Source organism: Streptomyces sp. NPDC004667 (assembly GCF_040609475.1).
In the GTDB taxonomy this organism is placed as follows: domain Bacteria; phylum Actinomycetota; class Actinomycetes; order Streptomycetales; family Streptomycetaceae; genus Streptomyces.
The window spans coordinates 38,559-55,609 of record NZ_JBEXKC010000028.1 but is presented as its reverse complement, the minus strand read 5'-3'; the positions used below and the strand labels follow the sequence as shown (position 1 = coordinate 55,609).

Genomic DNA, 17,051 nt, shown 5'->3' with positions numbered 1-17,051 from the left:
CCGGTGACAGAAGCCTTCTCCGTACCGCCCGTGTCCGCCCCGCAGTTGGCCGCGGTCGTCGAACGGGTCGTCGACCTGGGGGCCAAGCTGGGCCGCGGCCGGGACGAGGTCCTGGATCCCGAGGAGCTGCACCGCGCCTCCGGGGTGCCGCTCCAGGTCGTACGAGCGCTGCTCCAGGGGCGGCCGGCGGGAGAGCCGGACATCCACGAGCGGTTCCGCCAGCGGCTCGACCTGCTCCACGAGACGTACCTCAAGGAGAACGGCCGCAAGTTCTCGCACGGGGAGATCGCCCGGCAGAGCGGCATCTCCCGGCAGCAGGTCCAGGCGCTGCTCGGCGGAGACCGCCGCCCGACGATGGACCACTGCTCCCGGCTGGAACGGTTCTTCGAACGGCCCGCCGGCTTCCTCCAGTCGGACGACGCCGAGGCGCTGAGCTGCGTCCTGGCCGTCATCGAGAAGGCGCTGCTCCAGGAGTACCGGGAGCACAGCGAACGCGGCGTCCTGGCGGCGGCCCCGTCCGGCGCCCGGCGGCCGACCCTCTACGAGCGGCACGGCGTCGACGGCATCGCGCTGCGCGCGGCCCTGCTGCCCGACCATGGGCGCACCAGGCTGCTGGAGTGGCTCGACAACTACATGGACGAGCGTGCGGCCGCGGACGGGTACGCCGACGGGGCCGCGGACGAGAACGCCGCGAGGAGCGCCGAAGGGAACCGGCCCTCGCCCGGCGACGCGTCCTGAGACGCGCCGTCCGTTTCGCGCTCCTGCCCGTCGCGGAACAGGGCCGGGGCCAAGGGCAGGAGCCGGAGCCGGAGCAGGAACAGGAGCCGGAGCAGAGGCAGGAGCAGGGGAGAGACACGTGTTGAAGCAGCGGGAGATACGGCGGTCCATCGGCGCCCTCACGGACGGGATCGGACACCTGAAGTCTCCGGCTCCGGCCGAGGAGGTCTGCCGCGCGCTCTGCGACGCCATGGGGCTGCGCCGGGGGCGCAGGATCGACTTCCACACCACGCCCTTCCCCCCGGGCACCGCCAGCGGTCTCGCCCTGGACCTCGGGGACCGGGACCTCGTGGTCGTGGAACAGAAGACCGCGGCCGAACACCAGATCGTCATCACCGGGCACGAGCTGCGCCACCTGGAGCTGGGCCACTGCCACCTGCACGTGAGCGAGGGTTCCGCGGCCGCTCGCCTCCTGCGCCACGACGCCGACTTACGGGAGGTGGTCGAGTCGGCTCTGGCGGTCGCGGGACGCCACAGTCCCGCCCTCCTCAAGCAGGACAGGGCCGCCGCCAGGAAGCACGCGGGAGAGGAGCAGGCCGCCGAGCGCTACGGCCTCGAACTGGCGCACGCCGTACGGCACCTGCTGGCAGCGCCCGACGCACCCGTACTCGACCGCGGCACGACCTCCGGCCGCATCGCGGCCGCCCTCGGCCACCACGGCATTCGGGGCTGAACCGTGTCCGATCTGGCCTTCTTCATTCCGGCCGCGCTGGGGACCGTGGCCGTCCTCGTCCGGCTCCCCAGCCTGCGCAGGAACGCCCGCGATCCCCTCCTCCGGGCCGTGGTGGTGTTCCTGCTGACGGCCACGGGGGTCTTCTACTTCGGGGCGACCTCGACGATCGTCAACGTCAACGAGATCACGGGCGTGCCGAACTTCGCCGCGCCCCTCCTCTACTCGCTCCTGATGGCCTGCTGTGGCTCCGGCATCATCCTGATCATCAACTGGCGAGGTGGCCCGCCCGCCCGCATCCGGCGGTCCACACGCTGGTGCGCGGGAACCTACGCGGCCCTGGCCGTCGCGATGTACGCGCTCTTCGCCCTCGGCGAGGCGCCGGTCGAACGGCTGGAGGACCTGGACACCTACTACGCCAACACGCCGTACATCCGCGAAATGATCGTGCTCTACCTGGTGGGCCACTCCGCCGCGGCGGTGATCATGGCGTCACTGTGCCGGCGCTGGCTGAGCGATGTGTCCCGGGAGCTCCGTGCGGGCCTGGCCCTCCTGATCGCGGGCTACACCAGCACCCTCGGCTTCGACGTGTGCAAGTTCGCGGCCGTCGGCGCGCGCTGGGCCGGAACGGACTGGGACGTCCTCAGCACCGAGGTGGCCCGGCCGTTCGTCACGGTCTCCTTCTGCCTCATCCTCCTCGGTTTCGGCCTCCCCCTCGCCGTGCAGCGCTTCAAGGGACCCTGGCGGGACTGGACCCGGTACCGCCGGCTGGGCACCCTGTCACGCCTCCTCCACGGGCTGACGCCGACCACGCCGGTGGTCAGGATGCCCCTGCTCTCCACGGTGGGCGTACGCCGGCTGCACCGCGAATCGGGCATCCACGACGGACTCCTCACCCTCAACCCCTACTTCGACCTCACCCTGCGGGCCCGCGCACTCGCCGACGCGCTGGCCCATGGCGCCACTGACGACGACGCCGCCGCGGACGCGGACGCCGTCATGGTCGTCGCCGCGGTCGACGCGCTGCGCGCCGACCCCGAGCGCCACGTGATCGCGTCCTCCCGTGAACTCCGGACGGAACCCGGCGAAGAGCGCGATCTGGTACGGATATCGCACGCGCTGGCCCGGATCCTCTCCGGGGGTCCGGGCGGGCCGGCGCCGGAGAGGGAGCACGCATGACCACCGTGTACTTCTACCTTCTCGTCGGCGTCCTCTCGGTCGCCTTCGCCCTGAGGGCGCCCGCACTCGTCAGACACTGGCGCGATCCCCTCGTGCGTTCCGTGTCCCTGCTCCTGCCGCTGGGCGCCGCCGTCTTCTTCTTCGCGGCGCCGCCGACGATCTCCCAGGTGAACGCGTTCACGGGCATCCCCAACTTCTCGGTCCCGCTGGTCTACGGCATCGTCACCGCCGCCAGCGCCGCCCTCATCAACCTCACCATCACCTGGCGCGGAGGCCCGCGGGACCGGCGCCGGACCGCCACCCGCTGGTGCGTCGGCGTCTACGGAGCGCTGATCGCGACGCAGTTCACCCTGTTCGCCCTCGGGGACGCGTCCGAGGAACGCCTCCGGGACTTCGACACCTACTACGCCACCACCCCGTACGTCCGCGAGATGGTCGTCCTGTGCGTACTGGCCTACGGGCTGGCGAACCTGGTCCTGGCCCGCCTGTGCTGGCGCTGGTCCCGCGAGGTCCCGGGGCTGCTGCGGACGGGGCTGCTCCTCATCGTCACCGGCTCGGCCCTGAGCCTGGGATACGTCGCGTGCAAGCTCACGGCCATCGGGGCGCGATGGGCCGGCCACGACTGGGACGGCGTCAGCACCACCGTCGCCCCGACGGTCTCCTCACTCGCCTCGCTCCTCCAGTGCGTCGGCCTCGCCCTGCCCTCCGCGAGCCAGTGCGTGATGAGCCTGTGGCGCCGGTGGTCCCGGTACCGGCGCCTGCGCCCGCTGTGGCTGACCATGCGCGCGGTGACCCCGTACGAACTGGTGCCCATTCCCTGGGGTTCCTCGCTCGGCAAGCGCCAGCTGCGCCGGACCTGCGACATCCGCGACGGCCTCCGGCTGATCGCGCCCCGCCTCGACCACCACGCGCAGGAACTCGACCACCACGCGCAGGAAGGGGGACGGGCGGACGCGCTCCCCGCCACGCTGCATCCGGATGCGGCACGCCACGTCGCCCTGGTGGTCGCGGCGTTCGACACCCTGCACGGCACCGGGGCCGACGCGGGGGAATGCAGCCTGGAGAGCATGCTCTCGGGTGACGACGAGCTGCTCGTGCGGCTCTCGGACGCCCTGCGCGTGCTGGCCGTCCCCGACCATACCGGCAGCCCTGATTCCGGCCGGTCGTCGCTCTTGGAGAGGACCTCCGACCGCGTCTGACCACTCACCGACACGTCCGGCGGGCCCGTGCGGACGCCTCACCGCCGGGCGGCCCCGCTCCCCTGACCAAGACGGCATCCGCACCTCGGCGGCCCGCGAGAGAGCAGTCACATGACCCACTCCGGCAACACCCCCACGGCGGCGATACGGCGCCGGGCCCTCGTCATCGGCGGCGGCCTGGCCGGCACCCTGGCGGCTGCCGCGTTGCGCGAGGCGGTGGACGAGGTCCTCCTCGTCGAGAACGACGAACTGCCGGCCGCCCCGGGCCCCCGCAAGGGACTTCCCCAGGCGAGCCACGCGCACATGTTCTGGAGCAGCGGAGTGCACGCCGCCGAAGCCCTCCTGCCCGGCGTCACCGACCGGTGGATGGCCGCCGGCGCGAACCGCATCCCGATCCCGACCGGCATGGTCGGTTTCACCGCCGAGGGCTGGCTCCGCCGCTGGAGCGCCGAGACGGCCTTCCTGATCGCCTGCAGCCGTGACGTGCTGGACCACGTGGTGCGCGAGCTCGTGCTGGCCGATCCGAGGGTGAGCGTCCTCCAGCACACCCGCGTCGAGGGCCTGACCGGCACGGCCGACCGGATCACCGGCGTACGCACCCGGGGGGCGGACGGCCGGGAAGCGGCCCTGGAGGCCGACTTCGTCGTCGACGCGAGCGGGCGGGGCTCGCGGGCCCCGCGGTTCCTGGCGGAGCTGGGGGTCAGACCCGCCCCCGAGCGCTCCCTCGACCTCGGCCTGACCTACGCCAGCCGGGTCTTCCGGGCGCCGGAGGGAACGGTCGGCTTCCCCATGGTCGTCGTACAGTCCGACCCCCGGACGGCACGCCCCGGGCAGAGCGCCAGCATCCTGCCCATCGAGGACGGCCGGTGGATCGTCACCGCGGCCGGAACGCGAGGGGGCGAGCCCACGGCGGTCAACGAGGACTTCGAGCCGTTCGCCCGCGGACTGCGCCACCCCGTCATCGGCGAGATCATCTCCGGACTGGAGCCGCTGACCGACGTCACGGTCAACCGCAGCACGCGCAACACCCGCCGCTACTTCGAGAACGTCAGGAACTGGCCGGAGCGGTTCGTCGTGCTCGGCGACGCCCTGGCGGCCTTCAACCCCATCTACGGGCACGCCATGTCCGTGGCCGCCCAGGCCGCGCTGGCGCTGCGCGATCTCGCGTCGGCGCACGGGATCGACGCGCCCCGGCTCTCCCGGCGGGTCCAGAAGGCCATGGCCAGACCGGTCGCGGCAGCCTGGGACCTGGCCCTGGGACACGACGTGTTCTATCCGGGAGCGCAGGGAAGCGACCAGAGCGCCCCGACGCGCAAGGACAAGGTCCTGTCCGGCTACACCTACCGCCTGCTCAACACCTGCTGCGGCAGCTTCACCATGACCAGGGACTTCTTCGACGTCACCTCCCTCCAGGCCCCCCTGACCACCCTGGTCAGGCCGCGCGTCCTCCTCGGCGCCCTGCGCGGCCCCCTGCGCCCGCCCCTGAGCGCACCGCCCCTGACGGACCGGGAGCTGACCCTCGTACGGACCGGGAGCTGACCCTCGTACGGACCGCCCCCCGTGTCTGAGCCGCCCTCCGTCCCGGACCTTGCCTCATCTATCGAAAATCGATAGATTCACATCGTAAGTCGATGGAAGGGTGGGTCATGGGAAAGCTGGCAGTGGGTGCGTTGCGCGCCGTGCTCGCGGTGGTGCTCGTCGGCACCGTGTTCGTGCAGGCGTCGATGGTGTGGGCGTTGGCGACCGGGAACGATCCCGAGGACGGGTCGCTCCCGCTGACCCCGCTGCGGGTGATCACGATCCTGGGCATGGTGGCCGCCCAGGTCGCCCTCGTCTGCGTGTGGCGGCTGGTGGCGATGGTGCGACGCGGAACCGTGTTCTCCCACGCCGCCTTCCGGTACGTAGACGGAGTGATCGGCGCGATCGTGGCGGCCGCCCTGGTGTGGTTCGCGGTCACGATCGTCAACGCGCCGGGGCAGCGGGAGGACCCGGGGGTCACCGTCATCATGGGCGGGGTCGGCGTGGCCATCCTGGGCGTCGCGCTCATCGTGCTCGTGCTGCGGATGCTGCTCGCCCAGGCCGTCGCGCGCGACGGCGAAGCCGCGCGGATGCGGGCCGAGCTGGACGAGGTGATCTGATGCCGATCGCCGTCGACATCGACGTGATGCTGGCCAGGCGGAAGATGTCGGTGGGGGAACTCGCGGACCGCGTGGGGATCACGCCCGCCAACCTGGCGGTCCTCAAGAACGGCCGTGCCAAGGCCGTGCGCTTCGCGACGCTCGCCGCGCTCTGCGAGGTCCTGGAATGCCAGCCGGGCGACCTGCTGCGCTGGGAAGCCGAGGACGGCGCGGTCACCGCGGATACCGCGCTCGCCGAGGGCGTCCCGGGAGAATGATCCACCCCCCGCGGGCGGGGTTCCGCGCCTGACGCGCCATCGGCGGTAGGGTGCCGCCCGTGTCCGAGCAGCAGCAGCGCGACCTCGTCGGCTACGGCGCCGAGCCGCCGTACGCCGCCTGGCCCGGCGGCGCACGCGTCGCCGTCAGCCTCGTCCTCAACTACGAGGAGGGCGGTGAACAGAACGTCCTGGAAGGCGATCTGGCCTCGGAGGGCTTCCTCCACGAACTCGTCGGCGCGCCTCCCGTCGTCGGCGGACGCGACCTGAACGTCGAGTCCCTGTTCGCCTACGGTGCGCGCGCCGGGTTCTGGCGCGTGCACCGCACGCTCGCGGCGCACGGTGCGCCGGTCACCGTGTACGCCGTGGCGCAGGCGCTCGAACGCAATCCGCGGGCCGCGCGCGCGATGGGCGACGCCGGCTGGGAGGTCGCGGGCCACGGCCGGCGCTGGATCGACTACCGCCACGTTCCCGAGGACGTGGAGCGCGCCGACATCGCGCACTGCGTGGCGACGATCGAGCGGCTCACCGGCCGCAGGCCCGTCGGCTGGTACACCGGCCGCACCAGCCCCCGCACGCGCAGCCTCGTCGCCGAGGAGGGCGGCTTCCTCTACGACTGCGACGACTACTCCGACGACCTGCCGTTCTACGTCGAAGCGGCCGGACGCCCGCACCTGGTGCTGCCGTACACCCTCGACGCGAACGACTTCAAGTTCCTCATCGTCCACGGCTTCACCACCGCCGACGACATGCTCGCCTACCTCGTCGACACCTTCGACACGCTCCACGCCGAGGGCGCCGACCGGCCGCGCATGATGAGCGTCGGCCTGCACTGCCGCATCATCGGCCGGCCGGGCCGCATCCGCGCCCTCGACGGCTTCCTGGAACACGTCGCGCGACGCGGCGGCGCGTGGGTGGCCACGCGCGAACAGATCGCACGCCACTGGCTCGCCACGCACCCGCCCCGGCCCTGAACCGGCGCCGCCGCCGAGCACGTGCGCCTCCACGACGGCCGGATCACCACCCGCCCGGTCGGTTCGACGGTTACGGCCGGCAGGGCGTCTCCAGCCGGGTCAGTTCCTCCGCGCTCAGTCTGAGCGTCGCGGCGCGGGCCGAGTCCCGTACGGAGGCGGGGCGGCTCGCTCCCGGGACCGGGATCACCGCCGGGGAGCGGGCCAGCAGCCAGGCCAGGGCCACCTGCTGCGGGCTGACGCCGTGGTCGGCCGCGATGTGGTGGAAGGCGGTGTCCGCCGAGGTCTGCCCGGAAGGGCCGTCGAGGGAGCTGCGGGAGATCCCGCCGAGCGGGCTCCAGGGCATGAACGCCAGGCCCAGCCGGGCGCTCAGCCGCAGTTCCGGCTCGCTGTCGCGCACGGCGGCCGAGTACCGGTTCTGGACGGAGACGAGTCCGTCGCCGAGGATCGCGTGCGCCTGGCGGATCTGGGCGGTGGTGACGTTGGAGATCCCGGCGGCGCGGATCACACCGGCGTCGAGCAGCTCGCGCAGGGCGCCGGCGGACTCCGCCCAGGGCACGGCCGGGTCCGGCTTGTGCAGCTGGTACAGGCCGATAGCGTCCACGCCCAGGCGCCTGGCCGAGGCTTCGGCCGCGCGCTTGAGGTGGGCGGGGCTGCCGGTGACGCTCCAGCTGCCGTCGCCCGGGCGGCCGCGGCCGCCCTTGGTGGCGATCAGGACGTCGGAGGTGTCACCGCCGTAGCGGGCCAGGGCGCGGGCGATGAGCAGTTCGTTGTGCCCGGTCTCGTCGGCGTGCCAGTGGTAGCTGTCGGCGGTGTCGATGAGCGTGATGCCGGCGTCGAGGGCCGCGTGGACGGTCGCGATGGCCCGTGCCTCGTCCGGGCGGTGCTCGATGGACAGGGGCATGGCGCCCAGGCCGATGGCGCTGACGGTGGTGTTGGCGAGGGTGCGGTACCGCATGGTGGCTGTGTTTCCTCACGTGGTGGGGGCGGCGGACGGGGCGAGGGCCTCGGCGACGGCGCCGGGCAGCCAGTCGGCCGTACGGGAGAAGGCGAAGCCCAGTTCCTTCGCGCGGGCGTTGCTCATGGCGTAGTGGCGGTCGAAGGAGAACGGTGAGGCGGTCCCGCCCGCCGTGACGGTGCGGTAGACGGGCTCCCGGCCGGTCTGCGCGGCGACGGCCGCGGCCAGGTCGCGCACGTCGAGCAGGCCGTCGGAGCAGGCGTTGAGCGGGCCGGTGAACGCGCTGCCGGTCGCCGCCCACCGCAGCAGGTCGGCCAGTTCCGCGTAGTGGATGAACACCGTGGGCAGTGCCCTCGCGTGCACGGTGATCTCCTCGCCGTTGGTGATGCGCCGGGTGTAGTGCGCCAGCCGGCCGGTGAATTCCCGTTCTCCGCCGCCGAGTACGTGTGCGCTGCGTACGGAGGCGAACGCGAAGCCGCCGGCGCGGGTGAGGACGGCTTCCGCCTGGCGCTTGCCCTCGGCGTAGTGCGCCTCCAGGTAGGCCTCGTCGTGCCAGGGCAGGTCCATGGCCACGGGCCAGGCACCCGGGTCCACGCTCTCCTCCGGGACCGCGGCGCCCTCCGGTTCCGGCACTGTGGCGCCCGCCGGGTCGTAGACCTCGATCGTGGAGGTCATGACGTAGCGCCGGGTGCGGCCGGCGAAGGCGCGGGCGGCGATCGCGGCCTGTACCGGGGTGTAGCAGACCTGATCGACGACCACGTCGAAGGTGCGGGCGCCGAGTGCGGCGACGAGGGCCGCCTCGTCGTTGCGGTCGACGACCAGGTGCTCGACGCCGGCGGGCGGCGGGGTGGAGCCGCGGTTGATCACTGTGACCCGGTGGCCGTCCGCTTGCAGGCGCTTCACCAGGAGCTTTCCGAAGTATCGGCTTCCGCCGATGACGCAGATCCTTTGCATGCCCCCATCCTCGGCACCGGCCGTCGCCAGCAGAAGTGGCCGCTTGCTGCACGGGTGTTAAGCCGTGCTGTCGACCGATGTGGTGTCGACCGATGTGCGGCGGGCGTACGCGCGGGCCGCGCGGGCCCGGTCGCCGCAGCGGGTCGAGCACCACTGGCGGCGGCCGTGGCGCAGCAGGTAGCGGTTGCAGGGGGCGGAGCCGCAGGCGGTGAGGCGTTCGGCGTCCGGGGAGGTGAGGAGGTCGGCGGCGTCTGCGGCGAGGGCCGCCAGGGCGTGGTCGACGATCGCGGTGGTGGGGTGGGTGGTGGCCCGGTAGGGGCCGTTCTCGTCGTCCCAGGCCAGCAGTGGGGCGGTCGGGACGCGGGTCATCGCGTCGTTGACGGCCCGGACGGCGGCGGGGAGGGCGGGGAGCCCGGCGGCGCGGGCCGCGAACAACGACCTGACCTGTTCGCGCAGCGCGCGCAGTTGCGTCGTGCACATCTCCCGCATGCCCGCGTCGGCCGGGGCGAGTCCGCGTTCCGTCAGCCAGTGGTTCGCCCGTGCGGGAGTGCCCAGGAGATCGACGGTGTGCCCGCCGGGCCGCGCGACGGCGCTGTTGGCGAGGGCGAGGGAGATGTGCTCCTCCTCGCCCCGGGCGGGGGGCGCGAGGGGTTCTTCCCGTACGGACTCCTTCATGTTCCTCATGGTACGGCTTGCGGCCATCCGTGAGAACCGGCTACGGTCATCTCACGGTTAATCCGAATCTATCCGTGAGGTGTTCTTTCCGTGTCTGCTGCGCCCGCATCGACCGACCACTTCCCCGTCCGTGTCCTCGGCGGCCCGACCGCCCTCTTCGAGTACGGCGGCCTGCGCTTCCTGACCGACCCGACGTTCGACGGCCCCGGCGACTACCCGGTACCCGGCACGAAGCTCACCAAGACCGCCCCCTCCGCCGCCGCCCCCGGCGACCTCGGCGCCATCGACGTGGTCCTGCTCTCGCACGACGAACACCCCGACAACCTCGACCACTCGGGCCGGGCCCTGCTCGCCGACGTGCCGCTCACCCTCACCACCCCCGGCGGCGGAAAGCGCCTCGGCGGGACGGCCAGGGGCCTGGCCGACTGGGAATCCGTCGAGCTGGACCGCCCCGGTGGCGGCACGGTCACCGTGACCGGCGTACCCGCCGTCCACGGACCCGGAGCGCGCGAGGAGGTCGAGCCGGTCACCGGCCAGGTCATCGGCTTCGTCCTGACCGGCGAAGGCCTGCCCACCGTCTACGTCAGCGGCGACAACGCATCGCTCGACGCGGTCGAGGAGATCGCCGGCCGCTTCGCCCGGGTGGACACCGCCGTGCTCTTCGCCGGAGCCCCCCGCTTCCCCATGCGTTTCGACGGCCGCCTGCTCGTCCTGGACAGCGCCCAGGCCGCCGAGGCCACCCGGATCCTCGGCGCCCGTCGCGTCGTTCCCGTCCACTGCGACAGTTGGGCCCACTTCACCGAGGGCCACGCCGAACTGGAAGCCGCGTTCACCGCCGCCGGACTGGCCGACCGCCTGGACCCGGACTGGCGCCGGCCCGCCTGAGCCGGACGGGGTTCGTGCGCGGTACGGCCCTCACTGACGCGGGACGTCGATGCCGGCCGCGCGCAGGTGCGCCTCGACCAGGGCGTTCAACCGGACGAAGGCGGGTGAGCGCTCTTCCCGGTGGTGGTTGACCAGCCCGTACCGGGAGGCGGTGTCGGACCGGCTCCGGAACCCGTCCGGCATCGCCAGCGACTCGCGCTCGGCCAGCAGCCTGTCGGCCAGCTCCGACGCCAGTGCGTCGATCCGGGGGTCGTCCGGATCCCAGGACATCGCCTCCCAGCCGCGCTTGGTCAGCGCGATCCATGCGGGGTCGTCGAGCCACCGTTCGAGCTGGGTCAGGAAGCTGTCGAAGACCTCCGGTACCAGCGCCCGGGCCAGTACCAACGCCTCCCGCTGCGTGGCCGCGTAGTCGGCGCCGAGGCCGAGGCCGGCGAGCCGGTCCAGGACCGCGCAGGCCCGGTCGGGCAGCAGGGCCCGGTCGCCGTGGGCGAGCCGGTGCAGCGTGTCGCGCCGCGCGGTCAGGTCCTCGATCTGTTCGGTGAGCCGGCGGTGGACGTCGTCCAGGGCGGCGGCGAACCGCTCGGGTCCGGCGTCGATCAGCCCACCGATCCCGGCCAGCGGTACGCCCGCCCCGGCCAGCGTCCGTACCTGGACCAGCCGCAGCAGGTCGGCCGACCCGTAGCGCCGGTAGCCGGAACCGTCGCGTTCCGGCTCGGCGACCAGGCCGAGCCGGTGGTAGTGCCGCACCGTTTTGATCGTGACGCCGACGTACGCCGCCGCCTGACCGATCGTGAGCCCGTTCGCCATCGGCTCGGTGCACCTCCGGATCGTAGGTCCTCGCCCGGGACCGGGTCGTGGTCGCCGGCGACCCGCACGGCCGCCTCCCAGGGGGGAGGGTAGCGCGCATCAGTTCGGATCCCCTCACCCCTCGCGACCGGTACTGGTCCCTCCGACGCCCGGACAGGGCTTGAGGTTGACCTTGGGTCAGGGTGCACGCTCCTCGTATGGCCGCTTCGACGGGGCCGGTGCCCACCGGGGTCACCGCCGCGCCGTCGAGCCGTGCCGGACACCTGCTTCCGAAGAACGAAGAACGAAGAACGAGGAACGAGGAACGATGAGCGAGGAACGGGGAACGACCATGAGCGAGTCCCTCCACACCGTCGAGACCACCGCAGCCGCCGGGCCGGACCGGCCCGAACTGCGCGAGGCCATCCAGGAGATCGTCGATTCCGGTTTCGCCGGAGTGCAGCTGCGGGTGAACGACGAGCGGGGCGAATGGGTCGGCACCGCCGGGGTGAGCGAGCTGGGCGGGGCGGCCGGCCCCCCGGCCGACGGACACTTCCGGATCGGCAGCGTCACCAAGACCTTCACGGCGGTCCTGGTGCTCCGGCTGGTCGCGGAGGGAAGGATCGGGCTGGACACGCCGGCGGACGACCACCTGCCCGGCTTCGGGCTGGACCGACGGATCACCGTACGGATGCTGCTCCAGCACACCAGCGGACTGTTCAGCTTCACCGGAGAGGTCTACGAGGACGGGACGGTCGTGCCCGGCGGAGTTCCCGGGATCGGCAAGGAGTGGATGGACAACCGCTCCCGCACCTACCGGCCGGAGGAACTGGTACGGCCCGCGCTGTCCCGTCCGGCGCGGTTCGAGCCGGGGACGGACTGGAGCTACTCCAACACCAACTACGTACTGGCCAGGCTGCTGATCGAGAAGGTCACCGGACGTTCCTACGCCGAGGAGATGCACCGGCTGGTCCTGGATCCGCTCGGGCTGAGCGGCACCGTGGTGCCCGAGGCCTCACCGGAGATCCCCGAGCCGCACGCCCACGGCTACTACGGCTACGAGGACGCCGGCCGGTGGACGGTGGCCGACACCACCCGCTTCAACCCCTCCTGGATCTCCGCCGCCGGCGACATGATCTCGACCACCCGGGACCTGCACGCCTTCTTCTCCGCGCTGATGGCCGGCAGGCTCCTGCCGGCCCCGCTGCTGGCCGAGATGCGCACGCCGCACCCCAAGATGGGCTACGGCCTGGGGGTGTTCGTGGAGAAGACGGACGACGGCGCCACCCTCTACCAGCACAACGGAGGCTTCTGGGGGTGGGCGGCGCTGATGTACAGCACGCCCGACGGCAGCAGGACCATGACCGGCTCGGTGACCTGCGGGGACGCGGAGCTCGACCTGGCCGCCACGGTCCGGGCGTTCGAGCAGGTGAAGCAGCGGCTCGTCAAGGAGGTGTTCGGCGACGGGCGGACCGCGCCGGATCGGCCGACGGGCTGAACGCGGCGGGCGGCCCGGCCGGCGGGCGGCTGGCGTCGGGTCACTCGCGGAGCCGGGCGTCCGCCGGGGGATACGACGCCTCGCCGCCGTCCGCGCCCAGGCCCGCGAGCAGCCGCAGCCCGTCCTCGGCGGGGCTGCCGGGGGCCGCGGACAGGACCAGCAGTTCCACTCCCGATCCGTCCGGCAGCGCGAAGTTCTCCTGGTGCAGTTCCAGCAGTCCGACCAGCGGGTGCCGGTACGCCTTGAGTCCGTGCGCACGGGCGCGCACGTCCGCACGGGCCCACAGGCGGCGGAAGCGCTCGCTGCCCATCGCCAGCTCGCCGACGAGCGGGGCCAGCCGGGGGTCCTCGGGGTACTTCCCGGCGGCCAGGCGCAGGTGCCCGACCACGTCGAGGGTGCATTGCTCCCAGTCCGCGTAGAGGCCGAGCTCGCCCTCCTCCAGGAAGATGTGCCGGGCGATGTTCAGGCCCGGCAGCGGCCGGCCGAAGAGCAGCCCGGCGAGGCGGTTCCCGGCGAGCACGTCCAGCCGGTGGTCCATGATCAGCGCGGGTGCGCCGGTGACCAGGTCGAGCACGCGCAGCAGTTCCGGCCGCACCCGCCCGCCCGGCGACTTCGCGCGCCGCCCGCGCTGCCGGGCGAGCCGGCAGAGGTGCCCGCGTTCGGTCTCGTCGAGGCCGAGGACGCGGGCGAGCGCGTCGAGGACCTGATCGGAGGGCTGGGTCGCGCGGCCCTGCTCCAGGCGCACGTAGTAGTCGACGCTGACTCCGGACAGGTGCGCGACCTCTTCGCGGCGCAGCCCTTCGACCCGGCGGCGGCTGTCGACGGGTATGCCGACGGCCGCCGGGTCGACCCGGGAACGCCGGGTCCGCAGGAAACCCGCGAGATCGTCCATGTCCCCAGTATGGCCTCGGAGATGCCCGTGAGGGTGGCCCTGCCGATACCAGGAACCCCGGTCCGATGGAAGAGGAGCCCCTGAACGCCGGGCGCCGCGTCGCCCAGGATCGAAGGCATCCGATCCGAAGGAGTTCCCGTGAAGACGCTGATCGTCCACGCCCACCCCGAGCCGAAGTCGCTCAACAGCTCGCTCAAGGACCTCGCGGTGTCCACCCTGGAGGCCGCCGGGCACGAGGTGCGGGTGAGCGACCTGTACGCGATGGACTGGAAGGCGGTCGTGGACGCCGCGGACTACGGCCCCGCCGCGTCGAGTCCGCTGAAGGTCGCCCTGGATTCGGGCCGGGCCTTCGACGCGGGGACGCTCACGCCGGACGTCCTCGCCGAGCAGGAGAAGCTGCTGTGGGCCGACACGGTCATCTTCCAGTTCCCGCTGTGGTGGTACGGCATGCCCGCGATCCTCAAGGGCTGGGTGGACCGGGTGTTCACCTACCGCTTCGCGTACGGCGTCGGCGAGCACAGCGACACCAAGTACGGCGAGCGCTTCGGCGAAGGCACCCTCGCGGGCAGGCGGGCCCTGCTGTCGGTGACCGTCGGCGGCCCGGAGTCGCACTACTCCGCCCGGGGGATCAACGGCCCCATCGACGACCTGCTGTTCCCGATCCACCACGGCGTCCTCTACTACCCGGGCATCGAGGTGCTGCCGCCGTTCGTGCTGCACGGCGTGGACAGGATGACGGACGAGGAGTACGCGCCCGTCGCCGAGGCCTGGCGGCGGCGCCTGCTCACCCTGGAGTCGACCGAGCCGATCGCGTTCCGGAAGCAGAACTTCGGCGACTACGAGATCCCCTCGCTGCACCTGAAGGAGGGTCTGGAGCCCGCCGGCCGGACGGGATTCGGGCTGCACGTGCGCGGCTGACCACCGGAGCCGGCCGCACCGCGGGGCGCCGGTCGTACGCCTGCGGGCGAGACCCGGGGCCGGGGCCGGTCCCGGGTCCGGTCCCGCGCCCCCGCATGACGGGCACGGACGGTGACACCTTCGGGTGATCGCCGTACCGAGGTCTTCCGAACGACCCGTTCCGGACCGAGTCTTGACGCTCCCCCTCATGCACGGAGGCGCATCCGATGACCGGCGAGGACAGTGGAGTACGGGCGGACGAGGAGATCTCCTTCTCGTGGGACGGCGACACCCGCTGGGAGGCCGCGAAGTACATCACGCTGCGCCACATGGCCCGGCGTCTCCCGCACCTGATGAAGCGCTCCCTGTCGATCGCGTGGCGCGTCGACCGGGCGTCCGTGACCGGGCTCCTGGCCTGCCAGGTCGTCTCCGGCATCGCGGCGGCCCTGGGCCTGTTCGCGACCACCTCGACGATCACCGCGCTGATCTCCTCCGGGAACATCACCGACCGGCTGTGGCAGGCGTGGCCTTCCGTCGCGGTGCTCGCCGCCGCGGCCGGGATCAGGGCCACCCTCTACATCGTGGTCACCTGGCTTTCCTCCCGCATCTCGCCCCTGCTCCAGCAGGAGTACGAGCTGATGCTGCTCGACGCGGCCACCGGCAGCGAACTCGCCGCCTACGACAGCCCCGGCTTCAAGGACCGGTGGGACAACGCCGAACGCGGCGCCGTCGTCTCCAAGGACATCATCGAGGAGGGCCAGGACCTCCTCGCCGCCCTCGCCTCCCTCCTCGCCGGCGCCGTCGTCCTCGGCACCCTCCACCCCCTGCTCCTGCCGTTCCTGGTCCTCGCGAGCCTCCCCCAGGGCATCGCCCAGGTACACAGCGCCCGCGTCACCTACCTGGCCGCCGTGAAGACGACCGGCCACGGCCGCATGATCGGCGTCCTGCGCTGGCACCTCGCCGACCGGCACTCCGCCGACCAGATCCGCGCCGGGACCATGGCGCCCTTCCTCCTCGGCAAGTACCGGCACCTCACCGACCGGGTCACCGCCGTCCACCGCCGGGCCGTCACCGAAGGCGCCCGCATGGCCTTCCTCGGCGCCCTCGGCGGCGGCCTGGCCTCCGCCGTCGTCTGGGGGGTCCTGGTCGCCCTCCTCGCCACCGGCCACCTCACCGTCGCCGCCGCCGGCACCGCCGTGCTCGCGCTGCGCACGGTCACCGGCTCGGTCCAGGGCGTCGTCCGCAACGCCGCCATGATCTTCCGTACCGGCATGTACATGGACGACTGGTCGACGTTCCTGGAGGAGACCGGCGGCTACCGCCTCACCGCCGGGGAGGTCGTCCCCGGCGCCCCGCGCGAGATCGGCACCGAGAACCTCGTTTACCGCTACGAGGGCGCCGACCGCAACGCCCTCGACGGCATCGACTTCACCGTCCGCACCGGCGAGATCGTCGCCCTGGTCGGCGAGAACGGATCCGGCAAGAGCACCCTCTCCAAGCTCCTCACCCGCCTCCACCTCCCCACCGCCGGCACGGTCACCTGGGACGGGCACCCCACGACCGCGCTCGACCCCCACGCGGCCTGGAAGCACGTCTCCCTCGTACCGCAGGACTTCTCGTGCTGGCCGATGACCGCCCGCGACAACATCACCCTCGGGCAGCCCCGCAGCGACGACGAGCAGGACGTCTGGGACGCCGCCGCCGCGGCCGGTGCCGACGAGGTCGTGCACGAACTCCGCTCGGGCCTGTCCACCCTCCTGGCCCGCGAGTGGCTCAACGGCGCCGAACTCTCCGGCGGCCAGTGGCAGCGCGTCGCCCTGGCCCGCGCCTTCTACCGGTCCGCAGGCCTCCTGGTCCTCGACGAACCCACCTCCGCCCTCGACCCCCGCGCCGAACACCGCATCTTCGCCAACCTGCGCCGGGCCGCCCGTGACCGCGCCGTGGTCCTGGTCACCCACCGCCTCGCCAACGTCGCCGTCGCGGACCGCATCGTCGTCCTCGACCACGGCAGGGTCGTCCAGGAAGGCACCTTCGCCGAACTGTCCGGGGCGGAGGGACTCTTCCGCGAGCTCCTCGAACTGCAGAACGACCGCACCGTCCCCGGCCAGCGCACCCCGAAGGAGACCACTGCGTGAACACGAGGCCGCCGATCGCGCTGCCTCGTATCGAGCCCCCCGACCCAAACCGGCATCAATCGGATGATTTGACGATCCGCCACTTCTCAAGCCCCGTGCCGGATATGGAGATTTCATGAACGGCCCAACCCCGACGGGGGTTTGATCATCTTCTCGGTCGAGTCCGTCACCGCCCCCGAGGTG

The 17,051-nt window shown here is 72.5% G+C and carries 17 protein-coding genes; 12 read left to right on the top strand and 5 right to left on the bottom strand.

The features are described 5' to 3' along the window. Positions 1 to 3 precede the first annotated feature (3 nt). The 8 genes from ABZW32_RS17995 to puuE all read left to right on the top strand — a co-directional run bounded on the left by ABZW32_RS17995 (position 4) and on the right by puuE (position 7,191). Positions 4 to 738, top strand: a complete 735-nt coding sequence (locus ABZW32_RS17995; RefSeq protein WP_356216951.1) for a helix-turn-helix transcriptional regulator — start codon at positions 4 to 6, stop codon at positions 736 to 738. A gap of 118 nt (positions 739 to 856) precedes the next feature. Then, positions 857 to 1,450 (top strand): toxin-antitoxin system, toxin component, encoded by a 594-nt coding sequence (locus ABZW32_RS17990; RefSeq protein ID WP_356216948.1) that lies wholly within the window; start codon positions 857 to 859, stop codon positions 1,448 to 1,450. A 3-nt stretch (positions 1,451 to 1,453) separates the two neighbouring features. Then, positions 1,454 to 2,626, top strand: a complete 1,173-nt coding sequence (locus ABZW32_RS17985; protein WP_356216945.1) for an MAB_1171c family putative transporter — start codon at positions 1,454 to 1,456, stop codon at positions 2,624 to 2,626. Beyond that, positions 2,623 to 3,825 (top strand): MAB_1171c family putative transporter, encoded by a 1,203-nt coding sequence (locus tag ABZW32_RS17980; RefSeq protein ID WP_356216942.1) that lies wholly within the window; start codon positions 2,623 to 2,625, stop codon positions 3,823 to 3,825. Before ABZW32_RS17985 ends, ABZW32_RS17980 begins: the two co-directional genes overlap by 4 nt. Before the next feature lie 111 nt (positions 3,826 to 3,936). After that, entirely contained in the window at positions 3,937 to 5,364 is a 1,428-nt protein-coding gene (locus ABZW32_RS17975; protein ID WP_356216939.1) for an FAD-dependent oxidoreductase, read from the top strand. A gap of 107 nt (positions 5,365 to 5,471) precedes the next feature. Continuing rightward, entirely contained in the window at positions 5,472 to 5,963 is a 492-nt protein-coding gene (locus ABZW32_RS17970) for a DUF2975 domain-containing protein (protein ID WP_356216936.1), read from the top strand. Beyond that, the gene (locus ABZW32_RS17965) at positions 5,963 to 6,220 is read left to right on the top strand and encodes a helix-turn-helix transcriptional regulator (protein ID WP_356216933.1); all 258 of its coding nucleotides are present in this window, start codon (positions 5,963 to 5,965) and stop codon (positions 6,218 to 6,220) included. The genes ABZW32_RS17970 and ABZW32_RS17965 overlap by 1 nt, the downstream gene beginning before the upstream one ends. A gap of 50 nt (positions 6,221 to 6,270) precedes the next feature. Beyond that, complete coding sequence (gene puuE, locus ABZW32_RS17960; protein ID WP_356216930.1) at positions 6,271 to 7,191, top strand: allantoinase PuuE; 921 nt, start codon at positions 6,271 to 6,273, stop codon at positions 7,189 to 7,191. Between the two features lie 70 nt (positions 7,192 to 7,261). On the opposite strand, the gene ABZW32_RS17955 is transcribed toward puuE, so the two are convergent. Genes ABZW32_RS17955 through ABZW32_RS17945 form a run of 3 tightly spaced genes read right to left on the bottom strand, consistent with a single transcriptional unit; the run spans position 7,262 to position 9,775 of the window. Continuing rightward, the gene (locus tag ABZW32_RS17955) at positions 7,262 to 8,146 is read right to left on the bottom strand and encodes an aldo/keto reductase (protein WP_356216928.1); all 885 of its coding nucleotides are present in this window, start codon (positions 8,144 to 8,146) and stop codon (positions 7,262 to 7,264) included. A 15-nt stretch (positions 8,147 to 8,161) separates the two neighbouring features. Further along, positions 8,162 to 9,100, bottom strand: coding sequence for an NAD-dependent epimerase/dehydratase family protein (locus ABZW32_RS17950; RefSeq protein WP_356216925.1), 939 nt, complete (start codon positions 9,098 to 9,100; stop codon positions 8,162 to 8,164). 57 nt (positions 9,101 to 9,157) lie between these two features. After that, a complete protein-coding gene (locus ABZW32_RS17945; protein ID WP_356216922.1) occupies positions 9,158 to 9,775 on the bottom strand; it encodes an ABATE domain-containing protein in 618 nt (205 codons plus the stop codon). Positions 9,776 to 9,865: 90 nt separating this feature from the next. Between ABZW32_RS17945 and ABZW32_RS17940 the strand changes: the two genes are divergently transcribed. Next, positions 9,866 to 10,660, top strand: a complete 795-nt coding sequence (locus ABZW32_RS17940) for an MBL fold metallo-hydrolase (protein ID WP_356216919.1) — start codon at positions 9,866 to 9,868, stop codon at positions 10,658 to 10,660. A gap of 30 nt (positions 10,661 to 10,690) precedes the next feature. Here ABZW32_RS17940 and ABZW32_RS17935 read toward each other — a convergent pair whose 3' ends face one another. Beyond that, positions 10,691 to 11,467: a MerR family transcriptional regulator gene (locus ABZW32_RS17935; RefSeq protein WP_356216916.1), complete on the bottom strand. Its 777-nt coding sequence runs from the start codon at positions 11,465 to 11,467 to the stop codon at positions 10,691 to 10,693. A gap of 331 nt (positions 11,468 to 11,798) precedes the next feature. On the opposite strand from ABZW32_RS17935, the gene ABZW32_RS17930 reads away from it, so the two are divergent. Further along, positions 11,799 to 12,944 (top strand): serine hydrolase domain-containing protein, encoded by a 1,146-nt coding sequence (locus ABZW32_RS17930; protein WP_356216913.1) that lies wholly within the window; start codon positions 11,799 to 11,801, stop codon positions 12,942 to 12,944. A gap of 40 nt (positions 12,945 to 12,984) precedes the next feature. Here ABZW32_RS17930 and ABZW32_RS17925 read toward each other — a convergent pair whose 3' ends face one another. After that, positions 12,985 to 13,836 (bottom strand): helix-turn-helix transcriptional regulator, encoded by an 852-nt coding sequence (locus tag ABZW32_RS17925; RefSeq protein ID WP_356216910.1) that lies wholly within the window; start codon positions 13,834 to 13,836, stop codon positions 12,985 to 12,987. Between the two features lie 138 nt (positions 13,837 to 13,974). Here ABZW32_RS17925 and ABZW32_RS17920 point away from each other — a divergent pair, with 138 nt between their 5' ends. Together ABZW32_RS17920 and ABZW32_RS17915 are read left to right on the top strand one after the other, a co-directional pair. Continuing rightward, entirely contained in the window at positions 13,975 to 14,754 is a 780-nt protein-coding gene (locus tag ABZW32_RS17920; RefSeq protein WP_356216907.1) for an NAD(P)H-dependent oxidoreductase, read from the top strand. A gap of 206 nt (positions 14,755 to 14,960) precedes the next feature. Next, positions 14,961 to 16,868: an ABC transporter ATP-binding protein gene (locus ABZW32_RS17915; protein ID WP_356216904.1), complete on the top strand. Its 1,908-nt coding sequence runs from the start codon at positions 14,961 to 14,963 to the stop codon at positions 16,866 to 16,868. The last annotated feature ends 183 nt before the right edge of the window (positions 16,869 to 17,051 follow it).